Origin of the sequence: Candidatus Nitronauta litoralis (assembly GCA_015698285.1) — a bacterium.
Classification (GTDB): domain Bacteria; phylum Nitrospinota; class Nitrospinia; order Nitrospinales; family Nitrospinaceae; genus Nitronauta; species Nitronauta litoralis.
This window is the reverse complement of sequence record CP048685.1, coordinates 2,984,047-3,003,955: the sequence shown is the minus strand read 5'-3', so window position 1 is coordinate 3,003,955 and position 19,909 is coordinate 2,984,047. Positions and strand designations below refer to the sequence as shown.

The 19,909-nt window shown below is 46.6% G+C and carries 19 protein-coding genes and 1 pseudogene; 11 read left to right on the top strand and 9 right to left on the bottom strand.

The genetic code is table 11. The annotated features are described in order from the left end of the window. The first annotated feature begins 82 nt into the window (after positions 1 to 82). The 6 genes from G3M70_13680 to G3M70_13655 all read left to right on the top strand — a co-directional run bounded on the left by G3M70_13680 (position 83) and on the right by G3M70_13655 (position 3,759). On the top strand, positions 83 to 760 hold the full coding sequence (locus G3M70_13680) for a glycosyltransferase family 2 protein (protein QPJ62868.1): 678 nt from the start codon (positions 83 to 85) through the stop codon (positions 758 to 760). Positions 761 to 864: 104 nt separating this feature from the next. Beyond that, a complete protein-coding gene (locus G3M70_13675; GenBank protein QPJ62867.1) occupies positions 865 to 1,347 on the top strand; it encodes a hypothetical protein in 483 nt (160 codons plus the stop codon). A 7-nt stretch (positions 1,348 to 1,354) separates the two neighbouring features. Further along, positions 1,355 to 1,921, top strand: a complete 567-nt coding sequence (locus tag G3M70_13670; protein QPJ63817.1) for a TlpA family protein disulfide reductase — start codon at positions 1,355 to 1,357, stop codon at positions 1,919 to 1,921. Next, entirely contained in the window at positions 1,908 to 2,456 is a 549-nt protein-coding gene (locus G3M70_13665; GenBank protein ID QPJ62866.1) for a hypothetical protein, read from the top strand. The genes G3M70_13670 and G3M70_13665 overlap by 14 nt, the downstream gene beginning before the upstream one ends. A 24-nt stretch (positions 2,457 to 2,480) precedes the next feature. Then, the gene (locus G3M70_13660; protein QPJ62865.1) at positions 2,481 to 3,497 is read left to right on the top strand and encodes a cytochrome bc complex cytochrome b subunit; all 1,017 of its coding nucleotides are present in this window, start codon (positions 2,481 to 2,483) and stop codon (positions 3,495 to 3,497) included. Positions 3,498 to 3,501: 4 nt separating this feature from the next. Next, complete coding sequence (locus G3M70_13655; GenBank protein QPJ62864.1) at positions 3,502 to 3,759, top strand: glutaredoxin family protein; 258 nt, start codon at positions 3,502 to 3,504, stop codon at positions 3,757 to 3,759. A gap of 2 nt (positions 3,760 to 3,761) precedes the next feature. Here G3M70_13655 and G3M70_13650 read toward each other — a convergent pair whose 3' ends face one another. Then, positions 3,762 to 4,211, bottom strand: coding sequence for a cyclic nucleotide-binding domain-containing protein (locus tag G3M70_13650; GenBank protein ID QPJ62863.1), 450 nt, complete (start codon positions 4,209 to 4,211; stop codon positions 3,762 to 3,764). 80 nt (positions 4,212 to 4,291) lie between these two features. Here G3M70_13650 and G3M70_13645 point away from each other — a divergent pair, with 80 nt between their 5' ends. Beyond that, complete coding sequence (locus tag G3M70_13645; GenBank protein ID QPJ62862.1) at positions 4,292 to 4,597, top strand: 4a-hydroxytetrahydrobiopterin dehydratase; 306 nt, start codon at positions 4,292 to 4,294, stop codon at positions 4,595 to 4,597. A 44-nt stretch (positions 4,598 to 4,641) separates the two neighbouring features. Further along, entirely contained in the window at positions 4,642 to 5,892 is a 1,251-nt protein-coding gene (locus G3M70_13640) for an SGNH/GDSL hydrolase family protein (GenBank protein ID QPJ62861.1), read from the top strand. Positions 5,893 to 6,120: 228 nt separating this feature from the next. Here G3M70_13640 and G3M70_13635 read toward each other — a convergent pair whose 3' ends face one another. The 4 genes and pseudogenes from G3M70_13635 to G3M70_13620 form a co-directional block, all read right to left on the bottom strand. Next, complete coding sequence (locus tag G3M70_13635) at positions 6,121 to 6,576, bottom strand: hypothetical protein (GenBank protein QPJ62860.1); 456 nt, start codon at positions 6,574 to 6,576, stop codon at positions 6,121 to 6,123. A 250-nt stretch (positions 6,577 to 6,826) separates the two neighbouring features. Continuing rightward, positions 6,827 to 8,263 (bottom strand): alginate export family protein, encoded by a 1,437-nt coding sequence (locus tag G3M70_13630; GenBank protein QPJ62859.1) that lies wholly within the window; start codon positions 8,261 to 8,263, stop codon positions 6,827 to 6,829. A gap of 161 nt (positions 8,264 to 8,424) precedes the next feature. Further along, positions 8,425 to 10,065 carry a SulP family inorganic anion transporter gene (locus G3M70_13625; GenBank protein ID QPJ62858.1) on the bottom strand — a complete coding sequence of 547 codons (1,641 nt, stop codon included), beginning with the start codon at positions 10,063 to 10,065 and terminating at the stop codon, positions 8,425 to 8,427. Positions 10,066 to 10,246: 181 nt separating this feature from the next. After that, positions 10,247 to 11,572, bottom strand: a pseudogene (locus G3M70_13620) (sodium:proton antiporter). 249 nt (positions 11,573 to 11,821) lie between these two features. Between G3M70_13620 and G3M70_13615 the strand changes: the two are divergent. Then, entirely contained in the window at positions 11,822 to 13,195 is a 1,374-nt protein-coding gene (locus G3M70_13615; protein QPJ62857.1) for a sensor histidine kinase, read from the top strand. Further along, positions 13,176 to 13,853 carry a response regulator transcription factor gene (locus G3M70_13610; protein ID QPJ62856.1) on the top strand — a complete coding sequence of 226 codons (678 nt, stop codon included), beginning with the start codon at positions 13,176 to 13,178 and terminating at the stop codon, positions 13,851 to 13,853. Before G3M70_13615 ends, G3M70_13610 begins: the two co-directional genes overlap by 20 nt. 126 nt (positions 13,854 to 13,979) lie before the next feature. Here G3M70_13610 and lysA read toward each other — a convergent pair whose 3' ends face one another. Then, entirely contained in the window at positions 13,980 to 15,221 is a 1,242-nt protein-coding gene (gene lysA, locus G3M70_13605; GenBank protein QPJ62855.1) for a diaminopimelate decarboxylase, read from the bottom strand. Between the two features lie 190 nt (positions 15,222 to 15,411). Here lysA and speA point away from each other — a divergent pair, with 190 nt between their 5' ends. Continuing rightward, positions 15,412 to 17,337 (top strand): biosynthetic arginine decarboxylase, encoded by a 1,926-nt coding sequence (speA, locus tag G3M70_13600; GenBank protein QPJ62854.1) that lies wholly within the window; start codon positions 15,412 to 15,414, stop codon positions 17,335 to 17,337. 49 nt (positions 17,338 to 17,386) lie between these two features. Here the strand turns inward: speA and G3M70_13595 are convergent, their stop codons facing one another. Genes G3M70_13595 through rsmD form a run of 3 tightly spaced genes read right to left on the bottom strand, consistent with a single transcriptional unit; the run spans position 17,387 to position 19,834 of the window. Next, positions 17,387 to 18,172 carry an inositol monophosphatase gene (locus tag G3M70_13595; GenBank protein QPJ62853.1) on the bottom strand — a complete coding sequence of 262 codons (786 nt, stop codon included), beginning with the start codon at positions 18,170 to 18,172 and terminating at the stop codon, positions 17,387 to 17,389. Continuing rightward, positions 18,169 to 19,251, bottom strand: coding sequence for a tRNA 2-thiouridine(34) synthase MnmA (gene mnmA, locus G3M70_13590; protein QPJ62852.1), 1,083 nt, complete (start codon positions 19,249 to 19,251; stop codon positions 18,169 to 18,171). Before mnmA ends, G3M70_13595 begins: the two co-directional genes overlap by 4 nt. A gap of 28 nt (positions 19,252 to 19,279) precedes the next feature. Further along, complete coding sequence (gene rsmD, locus G3M70_13585) at positions 19,280 to 19,834, bottom strand: 16S rRNA (guanine(966)-N(2))-methyltransferase RsmD (protein ID QPJ62851.1); 555 nt, start codon at positions 19,832 to 19,834, stop codon at positions 19,280 to 19,282. Between the last annotated feature and the right edge of the window lie 75 nt (positions 19,835 to 19,909).

The following is a 19,909-nucleotide window of genomic DNA, read 5'->3' as shown; positions in this document are numbered from 1 at the left end:
AATTTGATCGATTTGCCAATTTATGCTTAACTTTTGCAGCGACCTTCCACTCCCCCCAAAAGGGCGTTACCGGATCAAATCCTTGAAAGTATCGGTCATCATTCCCACGTTGAATGAAGAAAGCAGCCTGTCCAGCACACTGGACCACCTGGTTTCACTTGAACCGGATGAAATTATTATTTCAGACGGAGGCAGTACCGACAATACACGGAAAATAGCCCACCGGTACCCAATCCATTGGGTTGAAGGTCCTCCAGGGCGCGGGTGTCAGATGAACAGCGGAGCCCAAAAGGCCCAAGGGGATATCCTCCTGTTTCTGCACGCAGACACTATTCTCGACCGGGCTGGTTATTGTAAGATGAAGTCTATAATGAGTGAAGGAACACTGGTAGGGGGAGCATACAGCCTCAATATTTCGTCCCCGCAAAAGTCCCTTCGGCTTATTTCCCATTTTGCCAATTTCCGTGCCAGAACTTTCAATATGGCCTATGGCGACCAGGCTATTTTTGTGACCGTTGAAACTTTTAACAAGTTGAACGGATTTCAGCCGCTTCCAATCTGCGAGGACCTCGATTTCTACAAGAGGCTGAAATCTCAGGGAAAAGTCTCCATACTCCGACACAAAGCCAACACTTCCTCCCGACGCTGGGATTATGACGGTGTCTTTTTCTGCACCCTGCGCAACACACTCATTGCAGGAGCTTTCCTTCTGGGATGTTCTCCTCGCATTCTGAGCCGGTGGTACCCGTCCAGGCGATGACAGGTTGATAGTTTCCCTCCTTGCAATGGCCTTCAAGCGCCAGATATAATAACTTTAAGCAGGCATTTCGCCTGGACATATCAAACCTGCCAAAAAACACAACCATGGCCAAAAAGAAATCCAAAAAATCCGAGACCGGTAAGGCTTCGGCAAAAAGTAAAAAAATTAAAACCGCTTCGGTTTCACTGGGTGCTGTTGCTCTGGCGGTGGCGGGATTCACTCTCCTTTCTGGAAAGAGAAGAAAGAGATCCGGGGGTCCACCTGCACCGGCAACTGGAAAACTGTTGGAAACCCGACCGATTCTCAGCCACAAAATGTTCAGTGGCAAAGCGGCCATAGCCTATAAAATGGCCGCCGAAATCCCGAAAGTGATCGACAGCCAGTTCTGTTACTGCTACTGTAAACGCGACCACGGACACAAAACACTGTTGACCTGCTTCACCAACACACACGGTTCCAAATGCGGAATCTGCATGGGTGAAGTGATCTACGCTTATGAACTTTACAAGGAGAAATTGAGCCTGGACGACATCGTCGCGGAGATGGATGAAAAGTTCTATCGTCCTTACCGGGGTCACAAAACCTGATTTGACTATGGATTACGCAATAGAAGAAAAACCTGTTTCGATTTTTATTCCCTACGCCCTGCTGGCAATTTCCATGATGTGGGTGTTCGTTCAGTTTGTCCAGCGGGTTGACCCCGAACCTGGAATGACGGAGTTTCCGGAAGAAGCCTTTATCTCTCCGTCATTTGAACTATCCACATTGCATGGTAGTAAAGTGAAGTTATCTGACTATCGGGGAAAGGTGGTGTTCATCAATTTCTGGGCCACCTGGTGTGCCACCTGCGAGGTTGAGATGCCCTCCATGCAGAAACTTTACGACAAGTTTAAGGGCAAAGGGTTCGAAATGTTGACCATCAGCGTGGACAAGGATCCTGAAAAAATCCCAGCGTTTATGGAAAAATACAACCTGAATTTCCCGGTCCTGCTTGACCCGAAGGAAGAGGTCGCTAAAAAAAGTTATAAAACAACCGGCGTTCCTGAAACCTTTATCGTGGACCAGCAGGGAATCATCCGCCATAAGGCGGTGGGTCCCCGTGACTGGGCAACGGATGAAATAATCCAGTCTTTTGAAATGTTGATCAATGAAGAAATCTAGATTACAGGCAATGATCATCGCCACTCTCCTGGCTTTTTTATTAATGTCCGGAAGTGCCTGGTCACACGGTGGCGGACATGGACCGGCTACTTCCTCTCCTTCAATGCCAGAGGTCACTCAGGAAAACACTGATAGGAACCACGACGGGCATTCTCCTGAGGCTTCAGTAGAAGCTGGTCTCGAAGAGCCCTCCACTTATGGCAACATGGAAATTGATCCAGAAGAAATGGAAGGCCAAGGAACCTACGGCATTGAAACTGATCATGCTGCGGAGGACCACTCTGGTCATGAAGACATGTTGTCTTCCACTGAACCTGGATTATTTGAAGACCCTCTGGTCGAAATGGAACCAGTAGATTCCTCAACCCGACATGATGAAAGCCACTCAATGGCATCTCATGAACAGCACGTTGAACCGACATCTTTTGAAAGTGTTTCATCCGATGCACCGGGGCACGGCGTGGCAGTTGGGCTGACTGTCTTTGTGGGCCTCACGTTCGGATTGCTGACCCTGATACGCCCCTTTGAAAAATAACGCACCTCTGCAGGCAGGGTAATTATGGCCAACGGCCTCATTCAGACTATTAAAGATCGCCTCGGCTTCGATGCTATCGAATACGAAGTACCGGACCATTCCAACACTCTGCTTTATTCTCTTGGCGGGATCACGCTGGGTGCCTTTGTTGTATTAGTTCTCAGCGGTTTCCTCCTGTCCCAGTTTTTTGTTCCAACACCTGAGCGCGCTAACGCCAGTGTCCATTATCTGGTCGATCAGGTATACCTCGGCTGGTTCCTGCGCGGGGTCCATTTCTGGGCGGCGGATTTACTGTCTGTCACCATGGTGCTCCACATGATTCGGGTGTTCCTCACGGCGGGATACAAAAAACCACGGGAGATCAACTGGCTGATCGGTGTTGTTTTATTGATCTTAATGTCTGGTCTTCTGTTCACCGGAACCGTGCTCAAGTGGGATCAGGAAGCTTATGAAGCATTGGCTCATTTCCTGTGGACAATTGACAAGTTTGGCCCATTGGGAACGCCTTTGACAGAAGGGTTTGCGCAGGGTGTTCCACTCCTCTCGCGCATCTACATGTGGCATATTTCGCTTTTGCCTCTCATCAGTGGAGCGTTTATCGGTCTCCATATTTTTTACATCAAACATCACAAGCTGTCTCCTAAACCCGGCCAAAAAGAAGGTGAGGGAAAAACTATTCCGTTTTACAAACACCTTGCCTACCTGAAACGCTCTGGAGTGGGAGCATTTACTCTTATCTGCCTGCTGGCACTCCTGTTCATGCCGCCTCTGGGTGAAGAGCCTGTCATGGGCATGGAAGTGACCAAACCTCCCTGGCAATTTGTCTGGATCTATGCTTTGGAAAACCTTTGGGTTCCCTTTTTGATTGTGGCCCCACCCGTGTTCCTTTTAATACTAGCGGCTGTTCCATTTGTTGATCGATCTCCGGAAACTCATTGGAAAAAACGCCCCATTGCTACCTCCCTGCTAATTTTTACGGTCTTATTTTTTATCGGACTCATCATCTGGGGTTCCGTCACCACCATGACTCACAGCATGTAGTCTTATGCTTTCTCTTGAACTAATGACCAAAGGTGACTGCCCTCTTTGCGATATTGCAAAGAAAGTGATTGATCAGGTCATAAAAAATTATCCCGCTGAATTGAAATTATCAGATATAGAGAAAAGTCCTGAGCTTATGGAAAAATACAGCGAGCGCATCCCGGTTCTGTTAATTGAGGGGAAGGAAAGTTTTGTCTACAAGGTCCATGAAATTACCTTGAGACGGAAACTGGACCGAGCTTTGAGAGATAAGGAGGGATAAAACTAGATTTTTCGGTTTTCAAGACCGCGACGGTCTATCAATTCCTTCAAGTGCACGATAAAAGCCGGATTATTGGCAATTGCAAACTGAAAGCTGGATTTAAACAAAACAAAACATTCCGACTTTTCCAGGGCCACGGCGGAGGCCATCCTGGGTCGAAAAGTAGCAAGCGACATTTCCCCGAAAATCTCCCCCGGTTTAAGCTGAGTGATCTCATGTTTCCGTCCAAACCATTTTTTTAGCGCAATCTGCACTCGTCCTTTAAAAACAATAAACATGGCTGTGCCCTCGTCACCTTCACTAAATATCACTTTCCCTTTAGGAATAACCACCTTATGCATTTGACCAATCAGCGTATCCATTTCGGCAACGGTTAAAAAAGTAAACATCTCGACCTCTTTCAAGGCCTGCATCAAAAAAGAAACTTCTTGTGAGGTGAGTTTTTCCGCCATAATCTTTTATAATAAGTTTTTGAACTACCACCCGTTTCGAAAAATATAATAAACCATAAAGAGAAGGATAAAATAATAAAATGGTGGAAAAAAAAGCACTAACTGACGAGGAACTGGAATCATGCCTCAAGGAAATGGCTCCGGAATGGAAGCGGGATAATAACGAGAAAGGGATTCCATTTATTTACAGGGTCCATCACGCGCCTTCTTTTATGGAAGGAATCGATTTTGTTGGGAAGGTCGCGCGTTTGGCTGAAGACAACAATCACCATCCGGATATTTTGATTAATTATAAACGCATCACCGTTCGCTACTGGACACATACTGTGGCCGGAGTAACACTCGCTGATGTGCAGATGGCTCAAAAAATCGATTCGGTTTTTTAAAATACAGCCACAATCCCAGTTTCCCTCCCCAACCTGCCCCGAATATGCCCACTCCAAAACCTAGCTCTGAAAAAAGCAAGCCCCTGTCCCTAAAGAAAAAAACTGTTTTCATCCTGATCCCTATTTTGTTTTTTCTTGCAGGGCTTGAGGGTATTCTCCGACTAACCGTTGGACTCAGACAAATTCGTTACAAATGTCACTACCCTGTGTTAGACAACCAGTATTGTCCCAATATTGTCGCGATCAAGGACAAAAATGGCGAAACTATCAGGTCCAATTCTGATGGACTATTGGACAAGGAATATGAAAAACCCCCTCCACCCAATACATTCCGGGTAGCGGTTCTTGGCGATTCATTTGTAGCGGGTGAAATAGTAAAAGATGGTTTTGAATTTCACGCCGTCCTGGAAAATAAATTGACTCAACGACTGAATCAACCAATTGAATTTATAAACTTTGGAGTCAATGGGATCGGCACCTGGAAAGAACTTCAAACCTATCACTTAAGAGCACGTCACTATAAGCCAGACCTTACCCTGCTTGTTTTTTACTGGGGAAACGACCTCGACAACTCTTTTTCTGAATTAAAACGTGGGGGCCCCAATCCTTTAAAGGAGGAATACCCGACGCAGTCGTTTAAGGAGAAAGTCCAGGTCTTAAGAAAAAGGTTCAACCAATGGCTCTGGAATAATGTGGCCCTTTATCAGTTCACCCACACCCGTTACCACCTGCTGGAGCGCCGTTTTCACCAGTGGTTTGGACCTGAATGGCGACAACGACCGACCCAAAAAAATGAAACAGAGACACCGGCCCTATCTCAATCAGTTGAAAACCCCAGAATCAACAATCAATTATTAAAAAAGTATCCGGCACTCGACGGTATCACACCACGGTCCACTCCGCTGATAAACGAGCCAACTTCTCTAGACGACCCCTGGTTTTTTGATTCTGATGCCTGGAATCTCGTCAAAAAACTAATCCTTAAAATCAAACAGGAGGTGGAGGAAGATGAGGGTAAATTAATCGTCATGCACTTTTTGGGAGAGACCCAATATATGGAGCGTCACGACCTTCCTGTCAAAGAATTTAATGAGTTTTTAGAGGCAAACAAGATTGGAGTGATCGACCCCAACCCGATATTTTTTAGAATGTCTCGAGAGGAATTACATTCTCACTACGTGCCCCAGGACATTCATTTCAATGAGGATGGGCAACGTCTACTAGCAGAACACTCTGTAGACTTCCTGGAAAGAACAATTCGAAAAATGATAAATTTGCAATCGGAAAGCAAATGACTCTTGCAAGATTGAAGATGTTCAATAAGAAGATCAGCAATTTATTCTGGATGAACAAAGAGTACTGGAACAGGTTTGGCATCGATTCCAAGCAATCTGGAAATAACTATTTACTTCTTATAAAGTGAGCATCAAGGCGTTAAAGCATTAAAGTACGAAACAGATCATCGTCGACTTTAAAAAGATGAGTTAATCCGGAAAGTTTGCCTACAATGCAGAAGCGGTCATTCACGACACCAGAGAAATCTTACCGCTGGAAAGTTCGTAAAGCCCACCAACGATCTGGAGCTTGCCCGATTGCGCTCGTGTCCGAATGATTTCACTGGATTTCATCAGGTGATCGATGGTCAAACGCACGTTTTCTTGCACAGCGTTCGTCAGCAAGTTGCCGGTTTTAGATTCAGTGATATGCACTGCACGAACCATGGGTGTGAACAACCCTGGCAGTTCCCCCGGAAATTTCGCATCATTCTTCACCACTTTAATCGCCGCATCCACTGCGCCACAGTAAGTGTGCCCGAGAACATAGATCAGAGGAGTGCTGAGATATTCGACAGCATACTCAAGTGACGCGATCCCGTAAGCCGTAGCAATATTACCCGCAACGCGCACGACAAATAGTTTGCCAGAGTCCTGATCAAATACAAACTGTGGTACGACCCGGGAATCCGAGCAGCTAAGCACTGCGGCGATTGGCCGTTGCTTATTCAGCTTAATCCGACTTGCCTGAAAATCGTGTTTATGAGTATTGCCATTCAAGTAACGCTCGTTCCCTTCCCGCAGAATGTCAAGCGCCTCATTTGGATTCATTGTCGTCCTCCTTCTCAAAAATAATGATGAGCTGATTAGCCCGGTTTTTCTTTCCAAAAACTCATTGAACTTTATGCAGTGCCCCACTCTTCCAGAAAACCCGTCTCCCAGCCCCGGCTTAAATTTAAAAGCGAAAGGTGAGCATGGAACCCAGGTAAGTTATGTTTTTACCTGGAGTGGTTTGTTTCAAGAACTCTCCCGCTATAAAGTGAACAAAGATTCCTTTCAGATCGACATGTCGATTAAAAGTGTATTTGACCTCCATCTCTGGCTGGGTCCCAACGTAACGGGCGCGACTGGTTCGGCCCGAAACCAACAACCCGTTTCCGATGGAATAAATGCCATCGTTGAGACTATCGCGCCAGATGAATTCGGCGCTGGTGGTGAATGACCAATGCTCGGTTAGCGTCATGGTAATGCGGGGATGCAGGTCACGTTGATTGATTAGGCCGGTAGCAGCAAGCTGACTGATGTGCTTGCCCTTGGGAAAGAAAGGATTGAATGAATTCAAAGTACCGTCTGCCGGATTTTTATCTCCCGAATACAAATCGGCTCGAAGGCTCAAACGTACTTTGCGCGACCCGTTAAAACGCACCGTATACCCCGTATCCGAGGCAAGAACGTAAGCCTGGATATCGCGGGCACCGAAAGTACCAAACTGGTACATGAACTCGAAATTGTAATCGATTGCTTTCCACTGCCCCCACAGCCGGGTTCCAATGACATGCCTTAATTCCTCTGCTGTGCCCTGATCGTAAGTAGAGAAACCATTCAAACCCAGATAATAAACATCCATGCTGACTGGGATGGACAATGGTAATTTGTCACGCACTGCATATAACCCCCAGACTGTATTGTTATTGCTCGACTGGTTATCAAAGTAATCCGGCGAAAGATTTACCGGACGGGCCCCAAAGGCTCGTATATCCCACTTGCCACTATTAAAAATACCCATCACAGCATCGTGGCTGAGGCGCATGTTCGGTCGTTCACGATAGTTAAAAAAACGGCGGCTACCGAAAATAATTTCCTGCCGTCCGGCGCGTACTGTTAAGGCCTGTTGAGTATCCGACAACAAATCGAGATCGACAAATCCTTGATTGAGATCAAAAGGATCTTTATCTACACCGCGGGGACCTCCCCTCCGCCCCGACAAAATGCCACTCATTACTTGCCCAAAAAGCCGCAGTCTTTTGCCAAGATGAAGATCAGCGTGGCCCAAATAACGTTGCAGATAATAACCGTTATTATCCTGAGCACCTGCACCCCAATTGTTATTTTCTATGAATTCGAAATGCTGCCGGGTTTCACCACCCAAGGTTAAAACGATTGATTCAGAATCATTGAGCGGGAAATATTTGAGAGGATCAAATATATCTGTACGCCTGGAGGGATCACGAAGAAACCGGTAATCTTCTTGATAACGGGAAGAGGAAAAAGCTGGGCGTTTGTCGGCCGCCCGGGCAAAGTTTGCGACACAACCGCCAGTCAGAAAAAAGAGCTGGACCCACACCAGGCAATAAAGCCGGAAATGAATATTCTTAGTCTCCGATGTTCCCATTTATTTTCGCTTGCTCATAAATTCGTGCCAATACGCGAAAAGGCCTCTGGTGGTTGCGGAGGACCAGATTTGACAAACCTCCAGGGACGTGAGAGAGAACCGGGGCTGGGACGGGATGATTCCATTCTATAGATACAATCCCACCCTATTGCAAAATATTTTCAGGATGCCATAGCCACTGGTTGATTCTGCAAAAAGCATCTTTGCTCCGGAACCAGTTGCGGCACCACATGAAGTTTCTTGAATAAGCCCAGAGGTTCGTTGTGCACATTGATAAACATCACATCAATACCTTTTTCTCGAAGCCTTGTGATGATTTCTTCAAGGGCATAGACCCCCGTCTGGTCAATGTAGTGAACTCGACCCAGATCAAAAATTAAAAGTTTCACATCGCCCAACGAATCTATTCTTTCCAGTAATTTGCCGGCCAACCCAAAAAACAGCGGACCTTTCACGCTTTCGACGTAAACTTTTCCAGTCATTTCTTCCGGAATATTGAACGTAGCACCAAACGGTTTCTCTCCCTGGTTTGATGCGAATTCAGCCAAAGGAGACATTTTCGTTTCTCTTTCCCCCACTTCAGCAATCTTCTTCATAAAAATGAAAGTGGCAAGCACCATACCCACTGCGACTGCCTTTATCAGGTCCACAAAAACCGTCATCAACATCACCGTAACCAGGACCATAGCCTCACTCCTGGGGATTTTAAACAGGTCCTTTAACCCCTTGTAGTCCACAATGTTGAAACCAATCGTGATCAAAATACCCGCCAGAACTGCAAGCGGAATATGTTCTGCGTATTGGCCGACTCCCAACAGAACGGCTAACAGGAACACCCCGTGTACCGCCCCTCCCAATCGAGTACGAGCCCCTGTTGTAGTGTTAATGACGGAGGTCATTGTTGTTCCAGCACCTGGCAAGCCCCCGATAATGGCAGACATCATATTCCCGATTCCTTGTCCGACCAGTTCCTGATTACTGTCATGCCGCGTTTTACTGATGTTATCCACAATTACGGATGTGAGCAGGGAGTCGACACACCCCAGAAGAGCCAGTGTGATTGCCGGAACCAGGATGAAAATAATATCCTTTAGAGAAATTCCCAGAATCGCTCCCAGGTGAAAATCCGGCAAGCCTTGCGGGATATCTCCGATAACCGGAATATTCAAATCCATAATATGAGCCAGCATTGTAAGGACAATCAGAGCAAATAAGGAACTTGGAACCTTCTTGCTAAACTTTGGAACAAGATAGACTATCCCCACAGTTACCAATGTCATCCACACAGCAGTGAGGTTTGCTTGTGATATTGCTGCGGGAAACTCCATGATAATGTCTATAAACATCTTGGGTCCTGTCAATCCCATTGCAGGAAACAACTGAATCAAAACGGTAATGATGGCAATTCCGGTCATGAACCCGGAAATAACCGGATAGGGGATAAACTTTACTGCATTCCCAAAACGGACCAATCCAAAAACCACTTGCAGGGCACCGGCCAACATGAAAGTAGCCAGGACAAGGGGTAGCGCCGCTTCCAGACTCCCGGTACGTTCAACCGAATGCAGCACGACCATTATGGCAACAACGGTCATAGGACCGGTTGGACCACTGATTTGAGTCTTAGTGCCGCCAAAAAGTGAAGAAAAAACACCTAATGTAATCGCACCGTATACCCCGGCCACAGCTCCGAGGCCGGATTGCACACCAAAAGCAAGAGCAAGAGGTAATGCGACAATTCCGGCTGTCAAACCACCCGAAAAATCCCCTCTCCAATTCGAAAAATCAAATCTGGTTTTCATTGCGGTCCTCCAAAAATACCTGGTAACTTATCTTGTTCTCCTCTTAATTCGTATTTGCAAGATACCTATAAGCCTCTTTTTAAAGAACCCTGAGATTAACGAATAACCACTAGCGTAAATTGGATACTGAGAGTCAAATTTTTTCGAAACTCTTGTAGGAAATTTCCTAGATATGTGATTTTCAGGACATTCCTCCGCATATTAGCCACCAGCAACCGATGCTGGAAGCGTATCCGGCAAGAATAGCCGGAGCCCATTTCAAATGACTGAAGAACGAATAGTCTTTTCGATCTACCCCCATAACCGCGACACCGGCGGCCGAACCAATGGACAACAGGCTACCGCCCACCCCTGCTGTCAAGGTAATCAACAGCCACTGATTTAACCCCATGGCGGGCTCCATTTTGAGAACAGCAAACATGAGAGGAATGTTATCAACCACTGCTGAAAGCACACCCATTAGGATGTTGGAAGCAGTAAAACCCAGGGTTCCGTACAATTGATGGCTGACCAGCACAAGGAATCCCAAATACTGCATAGCTCCGACGGACACCAGGACACCGAAAAAAAACAGGAGAGTATCGAATTCAACTCGCTCTATCTGGTGGAAAATATCGAATCCTTTACGAGGGGTGATCACGACATCGGACCCACAACTTTTTAAAGCAGTCTTGCTCTCCATTCGACTCAGGTAATACGAAGTCAGCATCAAACCAGCCAATCCCATCATCATTCCCAGGAATGGAGGCATATGGAGGAACTGATGAAAGGACACCGCAGTCGCAATAGTGAATGCGAATAATATAGCGATCCATCGGGCTCCTGGTTTTAGTGAAATACTCTCCTGACCAGGTTTTGGCTTTTGGTCAGGGACAAAAGGAAACATTATCAGTGCTGGCACCAGCCAGTTAATCAACGACGGCCCCATAAGATAGACAAATTGATGCGTTTTGACTTTTCCATCCACCCACACCATTAAAGTGGTGATATCTCCAAATGGACTTCAGGCGCCACCTGCATTGGACGCAACCACAATATTTACGAATGCTGGAACAATGAATTTTCTGTTTCCGTCATTTATTGCCAAGGCCACAGAGGCCATAAGCAGGGCGGTGGTCATATTGTCAGCCAGAGGGGACTATACAAAAGAAATACCCCCGGTAGCCCAGAAAACCTTACGAAAACCAAATCCACGTTTCACCAACCAGACACGGAGGACCTGAAATACATTGCGCTCATCCAGGCTATTGATAAATGTCATTGCAACTAGTAGAAAAAAGAACAATCCCCCAATTTCAGCGATCAGGTTTTCTAAAAAGTCATGCGCATGAGAACCCCCTTGACTCGCTTCATATACCCCGATAACAAACCACATGAGACAACCGCCCATTAATACAGGTTTTGATTTTTTCAGATCAGTCTTTTCCTCCAAAATCACCAATGCATAAGCCAACAAAAATATTGCCACCGCCAGAGACCCGGCCCAGGAAAAAGTGATTGAGGTCATCATAGTTAAAATTTAATCATGTCCAAAGCTTTCCACGGACATCCAGGCTTCGGATGGCGGGTCACCAATGAATTTATCTGAATGCATGACGGCAAAACATTACAGAAATTTGGACTTGATTATTTAAATATGTATAAATTTGAATCGAAGAAGTTCGATTGCTCTTGGTTGCTAAAGTAGTTTATTCTTAAAAAATCAAGCACGACTAAGTCCCGCATTAATATTTCATTCGAAACACCAGCCCAACCCATGAAAACACTCCTTTCTTACCCACATGGAAAATCAGGAATTACCCCGAAATGGATTCCGGTCTCACTGGGGATTCTAGCTCTTTTGGTTATCGGTATGGTTGGATTCAGTTTTCAAAAAGGCCTCGACATGATTACAGTGTATGCCCCCCTAATCAACGCGGATACCGAGATCAAACTCAATGTTGCGGTCGCGCATATGTGGGTAGAGGAGATATTGGCTGGAGACACAACCAAAAACACAAAGACCGTCTCAAAATATCTCGACCAGGCAGACGGGCATGCTCAAACCTTGCTGGAAGGCGTAAAAGATAAGGAAATGCGCCGTATTGTAAAAAACGTGATCCAGGAACTAAAAGAGTTTCGCGAAATTGCACAACGCCGTTTTACTCATCGCGCAACCTCCTTAACCGGCTCATCAATAGACCATCATTTTGATGAGGTATACTCAGACTTCACAAGAAATGCGGATCAAATCAAGCTTCGTTTTCAGCAGCTCATTGCAACGGATTTGCAGTACTTTAAAATAACCCAATTCACCTTAATGACGGTGTGTTTTTTAATTAGCCTGGTCACGGGTATTGCCCTTTTTCGCTTTGAACGATTCCGTGACCGTTTGATTAAGGCGCTCCATACCAGCAACGAAAATCTGGAAAATGAAATTGAAGAACGAATTCTTGCAGAGAACAAGTTAATTGAATCGAAGGAACAACTAAGGCGACTCAGCAATCAGTTACAAATAGTGCGGGAAGAAGAAAAAACCCACATTGCCAGGGAAGTGCATGATGAATTGGGGCAAACCCTCACGGCATTGAAGATGGAATTAAGCTGTTTTCACCACGACCTGAAGGCCGGTTCGAGAGAGGCCCGGAACCGGATCGGAACAATGAGCAAGTTAATTGACAATACCATCCAGTCTGTTCAGAGGATAGCCACGGAATTGCGTCCACAAATCCTGGATGTCCTGGGGCTGGCGGAAGCCGTACGCTGGGAAACATCTGAGTTTCAAAAACGGACTGCAATTCAATGCCACCTCGATTTACCACAACTCCAATTTGATTTGAACCGAGACATCACCACCGCGGTCTTTCGCATTTTTCAGGAAGCCATGACCAATATTGCCCGCCATTCCAAAGCGAAAGTGGTCAAGATCGCTTTGGAAATTGATGCACAACAGGTCACTCTCGATATTTTGGACAATGGAAAAGGAATTAACTCTGATGAGATAATAAATAGAAATTCACTTGGGCTTTTGGGGATGCACGAACGCGCACATTTTCTGAACGGTTGTTTTAATATTTATGGAAAACCAACTGAAGGCACCCGAGTTCGGGTGTCGATTCCTCTGGAACTAAATGGCTCGATCCAAAAATAAGATACAGGTTTTCATAGCAGACGATCACTTTGTCGTGCGGCAGGGGCTGAAACATATTCTCCATCAGAATCCGGATATAGAAGTTGTGGGGGAGGCCGAGAATGGCAATCAGGTCCTGGATAAGCTTAAGGATATGACAGCGGATGTCATATTGATGGATATTGAAATGCCCGACAAAAGCGGGTGGGATGTCATGTTGCAGTTAAAAGCCACCCGCCCGGAATTGAAGGTTTTGATCCTCAGTATTTTTTCAGAAGACCACTATGGGCTGCGCCTGATCAAAGCAGGCGCCTCCGGATATTTAACAAAATCCAGCGCACCGGATCAATTGATTCGAGCCATCCGAAAAGTAGCCTCAGGAGGGAAGTTCATCAGTCCATCGCTTGCCGAAAAACTAATTGAGGTTATGGACCATGACATGGACAAATCACCTCACGAGCGCCTTTCCGAGCGAGAATTTCAGGTGTTTTGCCTGATTGCAACTGGAAGAAGAATGAAGAAAATCGCTGAAGAGCTTTCCGTTAGTATTACGACAGTCAGCACCCATCGGGCAAACATTCTGGAAAAGATGGAACTGAATAACAATGCAGAACTGATTCGCTACGCTTTAAATAATGGAATTTTACCGGAAGACCCATCACCTCGCAGGTCAACATAAGTCACTAAGCCTCCGGTTTAAACCTTGCCTTTAAATATATCAAACCTGGCCTGACCTAATTCCACTAAACACCTGACTTGTGATTTGATCTGGGAAAATGGTACCGAAATAACAGGTCGGTCCTGACTAGGAATTGCACTCTTCCTGCAAAATATCATCCAGAGTTTGCCTTCTTCGTGTGAGCAAAGCCTGATCTCCATCGACGACCACTTCAGGCAGCAGGGGCTGAGTGTTGTAGTTGGAAGACATGACATGTCCATATGCACCTGCACCACCCACGACAATAATATCCCCCGGCTCCGGCATGGGAAGTCTCCGTGGCACCGGTTCCTCATTTTCCTGGGTCAACACATCTCCCGATTCACAAACCGGCCCGGCAATAATCAAATCCTGCTCATCACCTAAATTATCACCCGCAAACCAGATGGGGTGATAGGAACCATAAGCCATTGGCCGGAGTAAATGGCAGAAACCAATATTAGTCAGAACGTAATCCAGACGCTTCCCGGATTCATCGAAGGTATGATTGAGGGCCCTTACTTCACCAATGAGATAACCACAACCGGCAACAAAGCGCCTGCCCGGTTCGATCTCACAGGTAATCGGTCGCCCAAAATGTTCTTCCAGTACCTTCACCCGTTCAGCCAAAATAGGCTGGTATTCAGTCACATCCGTCTGGGGGGTATCAGTACGGTATTGATAAGGCAAACCACCCCCAAAATTGATTATCTCCACATCCGGAAATTCTTTCGCATACTCAACAAGCTTTCCTGTGATGCGTTTGAGGTGTTCCATATCCCCCCCGGAGCCAATATGAATATGAACCCCGGTTATTTTCATTCCGTATTCTTTGCAAATTTTCCTGACATCATCCAGGTTTTCATACCAGATTCCATGTTTGCTATAGGGGCCTCCTGTATTCGTTTTCTTGGAGTGCCCGGCCCCTTCCCCGGGGTTGATGCGGATAGAAACACCCTCGCGGCCTCGTCCCAGCTGTTTTAAAGTTTTTCCATATTCTTCAAGCATGCCAAGTGTTCCACAATTGGTGTAAATCCCCTTTTCAAGACAATACTCCGCTTCTTCTCCATGAAAAAACACATCACTGGTAAAGCACACATCGTCAACGGAAAAACCGGCTCGCAATGCGCGCTTCACCTCCAGCACGCTCACCGCGTCAATCTTGATCCCTTTGGCAAGCATTTCCTTGAGCACCCGAATATTCGAACATGCTTTCATGGCATAACGGACAACCGGTGCAAGGGGTTTGATTTCGTCAATAAATTTCCGCAGGGTTTCAAGACTGTATACATACACCGGCGTGCCGTATTCAAGGGCAATTTCCCGGACATCAACCTGTTCTATTTTCATTTTTTCTCCAATGTAAATGCGTTCTATTTTTCCAGGGCCTCCCGACGGGAAAAACCAGATCGGGCCGTTGAATTGTCTCGGTTTTAGTTTGACATTTCAAGCAGTTCTTTATTTAATTCTATTTATCCACTAAACTTGACCCGGAATATTATCTCCATATTAAAAACGTTTTCCAGCTATTCATTTACCCATGGACAAATGGACTATAGAAAACTCGCGAGAACTCTATAACATCAATGGATGGAGTGCAGGGTATTTTGGTATCAACAACCAAGGTCACGTATATGTGAAGCCCGACAAAACCCGGGCCGATACCATCGACCTGAAATCGCTGGCAGACGATATCCAGTCCAAAGGCTACGAACTGCCAGCCTTGATTCGGTTTTCAGACATTTTAAAATCCAGCATTGCCCAGTTGTCTCAGGCTTTTGAAAAAGCTATTGCCGAGCATAACTATACCGGAAGCTATCACGGTGTTTACCCGATCAAAGTCAACCAACAGAGGCAGGTGGTCGAAGAAATTGTCCGTTTTGGACGTGAGCATAATTTTGGCCTGGAAGCCGGATCCAAACCAGAGCTCCAGACCATCCTGGCCATCATGGATAACCCGGAAGCCCTGTTGATATGTAATGGATATAAGGACCAGACTTTTATAAGAATGGCCCTCATGGGGCAAAAACTGGGGAAAAAAGTATTTATCGTTGTAGAACGTCTCGATGAACTGAACATCATTGCTCAAGTGGCTCAAGAGTTGAATGTGCGACCCAATATTGGCCTGCGAATCAAGCTGGTCTCTCCGGGTTCAGGCCGCTGGGCCGCTTCCGGAGGTGAACATTCGAAATTCGGGCTGGGTCCATTGGAACTTGTCCAGGCTATAGAAATCGCCAAAAGAGAGGGCCTACTCGACTGCATCCAACTCATTCATTTTCATCTTGGCAGCCAGATCACCAACATTCGGCAAATCAAAAGGAGCTTGAGCGAAATCGGGCGGTTTTATTCGGAACTGCACAAAATGGGCTGCTCAATCCAATATATAGATGTTGGTGGAGGACTTGGTGTGGACTACGATGGAACAAAGTCGACATTTGCCTCAAGCACCAATTATTCGGTCCAGGAATATGCCAACGACGTGGTTTACCACCTCTGGGAAATTTGTAAGGAAGAAAACCTGCCACACCCCAACCTGATTTCAGAATCAGGCCGCGCAATCACTGCTCATCACGCGATTCTGGTGTTCAACGTGCTGGACGTATCCTCCTTCCCCGAATGGGATGGAGATATTGAAGTTAAAGACGATTCCCCATCAGTAGTTCAAGAACTGCATTATGTCCTCGAACAGACCTCAAACAAGACATTGACAGAATCCTGGCACGATGCTCTCGACCTTAAGGAACAGGCACAGAACCAGTTCTTGATGGGCCTTATTTGTCTGTCAGACAAGGCTCTTTGCGACCGCATTTTCTGGGGCATCAGCCGAAAAGTCCAGGAACTGGCCGATCGTCTAAAATTCTTGCCGGAAGAACTTAAGGATTTGCATCAAAACCTGGCCGATAAATATTTCTGCAACTTTTCCGTATTTCAGTCAGTTCCGGATTCCTGGGCAATCGACCAGGTTTTCCCCATTATTCCCCTGCAACGGTTAAACGAAAAACCGACACGAGACGCTCAGTTGATGGACCTCACTTGCGATTCGGATGGAATCATCGACGAGTTCATTGGAGACCATAAAACTGCACGCACGATGCCCGTTCATCCTATCAACCCAGGTGAACCCTATAGAATCGGTATTTTTCTAACCGGAGCTTATCAGGAAATTCTGGGTGACCTGCACAACCTGTTTGGAGATACCCATGCATTTCATGTCTCATTGAATAAGGATGGAACATGGAATTACGAACAAATCATCGAGGGCGAGGATGTCGCAGACGTTTTAAATTACGTTTCATTTCGTTCAGATGAACTGGCAGGCCGCATGGCCGGCTTCCTCATCCATGCTGTTCAAAAGGGATCGATCACACAAAAAGAATCTGACTGGTTCTTAAAATTTTATCGTGACTCCCTGTCCGGCTACACCTATCTGATCAAACCTTCCCAATCAAGCGGAACAAAAATTTAAATCAGTGCAAAAAGAGTGACTCACCCTACACAGTTGGGGAAATATATTCTTACCCCCGACTGTGCCCGCGCATAAGGACATCAACCATGAGTTGATGGATCAATTTATTTGAAGCGAGAATCTCCCGGTCACCCATTTTAAACGGCTCGTCATCAAACCGGGTCACCTGCCCTCCCGCTTCAGTCACCAAAAGCCAACCGGATCCGTAATCCCAGGGATGAAGGTTTAACTCCCAGAATCCATCGAAGCGTCCACAAGCGACATAGGCCAGGTCCATAGCAGCCGACCCGGGTCTTCGCACCGCCTGGCATTCCATTGCAAAATTACCAAAATGATCCAGATTGTTGTGATCGGTTTCGGCGACATTATAGGCAAAGCCGGTCACCAGCATACTGCGAAGAAGGTTATCCGTTGAAGAGACCTTGATCGTGTCGCCATTCAGTGTGGCCCCTTTCCCGCGCTGTGCCACAAACAACTCATCCAGATTGGGGTTGTAAATCACACCCAGCTCAACCTGTCCCGCCTGCTCCAGCGCAATGGATACGCAGTAACAAGGGTAACCATGAGCATAATTGACCGTTCCATCCAGTGGGTCGATCACCCAGCGCCAGGTATTCCGTTCATCAGACTGACCGGATTCTTCTGCAAGAATTTCGTGGTCTGGAAAATTGCCCCGTATACGGGAGATGATTTCCTTTTCGCACAGAAGATCAACCTCTGTTACGGGATTGATGTCACCCTTGTATTCAATTCGGGAAATCCGGTTGGCATGATCTTTCTGGATTTGGCCTGCTACCTGAGCGGCTTCAATTGCAACTTGCAGGGCTTCGGTCATTCAATCCAGCCCCCACCAGCAATGCAGTCATCGCGGTAAAACACTGCGGACTGCCCCGGCGTGATGGCGGGTTGCGGGTATTCCAGGGCAACGCTGGCGCGTCCCCGCGGCAGTGGCGTTACCCAGCCGGGAACCGCCTGGTGCCGATAACGGATTTGTACCTCCGCTTCAAACGGCTCGCAGAAATCCAGACTCCAGGTGACGTTATCGACAGTGAACTCATCACGAAACAATTCGCTTTTGGGTCCAACCACCACCTTGTTTGCGCCCGGATCTATCCCGGTTACATAATGAGGTTCACTCAGACCCCCCAGGTTGAGTCCCTTGCGTTGTCCTATTGTGTAGGCGGGGTAACCTCGGTGTTCTCCTAACACCTTTCCATTCCCGTTTACAATTTCGCCCGTCTGGAAAACCGTCTCCTCAACATACCCTTCAATGAATCCGGCATAGTTGTTGTCTGGAATAAAACAGATTTCATGCGATTCTTTTTTTCCCGCCACATTTAACTTTAAGGTTTCCGCCAACTGGCGAACTTCACCCTTTTCCATATCACCCAATGGAAACCGGATGCGCGCCAGTTGTTCCTGCGAAAGGTCGAACAAAAAATAGCTCTGGTCTTTCCATCGGTCCTGTCCGCGCTTGACCGTATAGCGGCCGGAATCATCCTGAACGATAGTGGCGTAATGGCCGGTTGCAATATAATCGTAACCATACTCCTCAGCCCGATTCATCAGTTCATCGAATTTCAGTTTTTTGTTGCAGGCCGTACAAGGGATTGGGGTCCGTCCATCCAGGTATTCGCCGACAAAGTAATCCACCACCTTTTCCTTGAACTGCTGCTCCATATTGAGGATATAAAAGGGAATGTTGATACGGTCGGCAACCCGGCGGGCATCCGCCAGATCATCGAGTGAGCAACAGGTTCCAAACCGCTGGTCGGTATCGAAACTGTAATTCCAAAGCTGTAGCGAAATACCGATGACCTCATGCCCTTCGTTTTTAAGCATTGCAGCGGCGACTGAACTGTCGACACCGCCGCTCATTGCGACTACAATTTTGCTGGTTTCTACTGAGGACATTTTAATTTTTCAGGACTTATTAATAGATTTATTCGAACGCATAAAATGAAACGGTTGTATCACCCATACGCCTCTGATCAAACCGGTTAAGTTTACCATAACAGTCTGCAAGCTCTTCCTTATGGAAATGCTCTACCAGGATCCAACTATCGGTTTTCAACAGACTACCTTCACCGACCGTACTTAAAATCGGGTCATAATGCTTTTCATTAAAGGGTGGGTCGATGTAAACAAAATCGAATTGGACCTTTCCCGCCTCCAACTTTTTAAGAGCCTGCAGGGCTTCCAGCCTGAATACTTGTACCGATTGGTCTTTAAATTTGCAGCGGGCCAGGTTTTTAGAAATAATTTCAAGGGCCGCCTTGCCAGGCTCCACCAACATGGCAAGGGTCGCACCGCGACTGACAGCTTCCAGGGAAACAGCTCCTGTACCAGCAAAAAGATCCAGCCAGAACGAACCCTGGATACGCGGACTCAAAATGTTGAATACCGACTCACGTACCCGGTCAAGGGTTGGTCGAAGCTCAGCCTTTCCTAATGAGGCAAGGCGGGTCCCTTTTGCTTTTCCAGAGATTATGCGCATAAATTAGGGAAATAGGAAGGGTCGTTTTCGGACTTTGACCTTGACAATGCCGGTCTGTAAACCCTAAAATTTAGT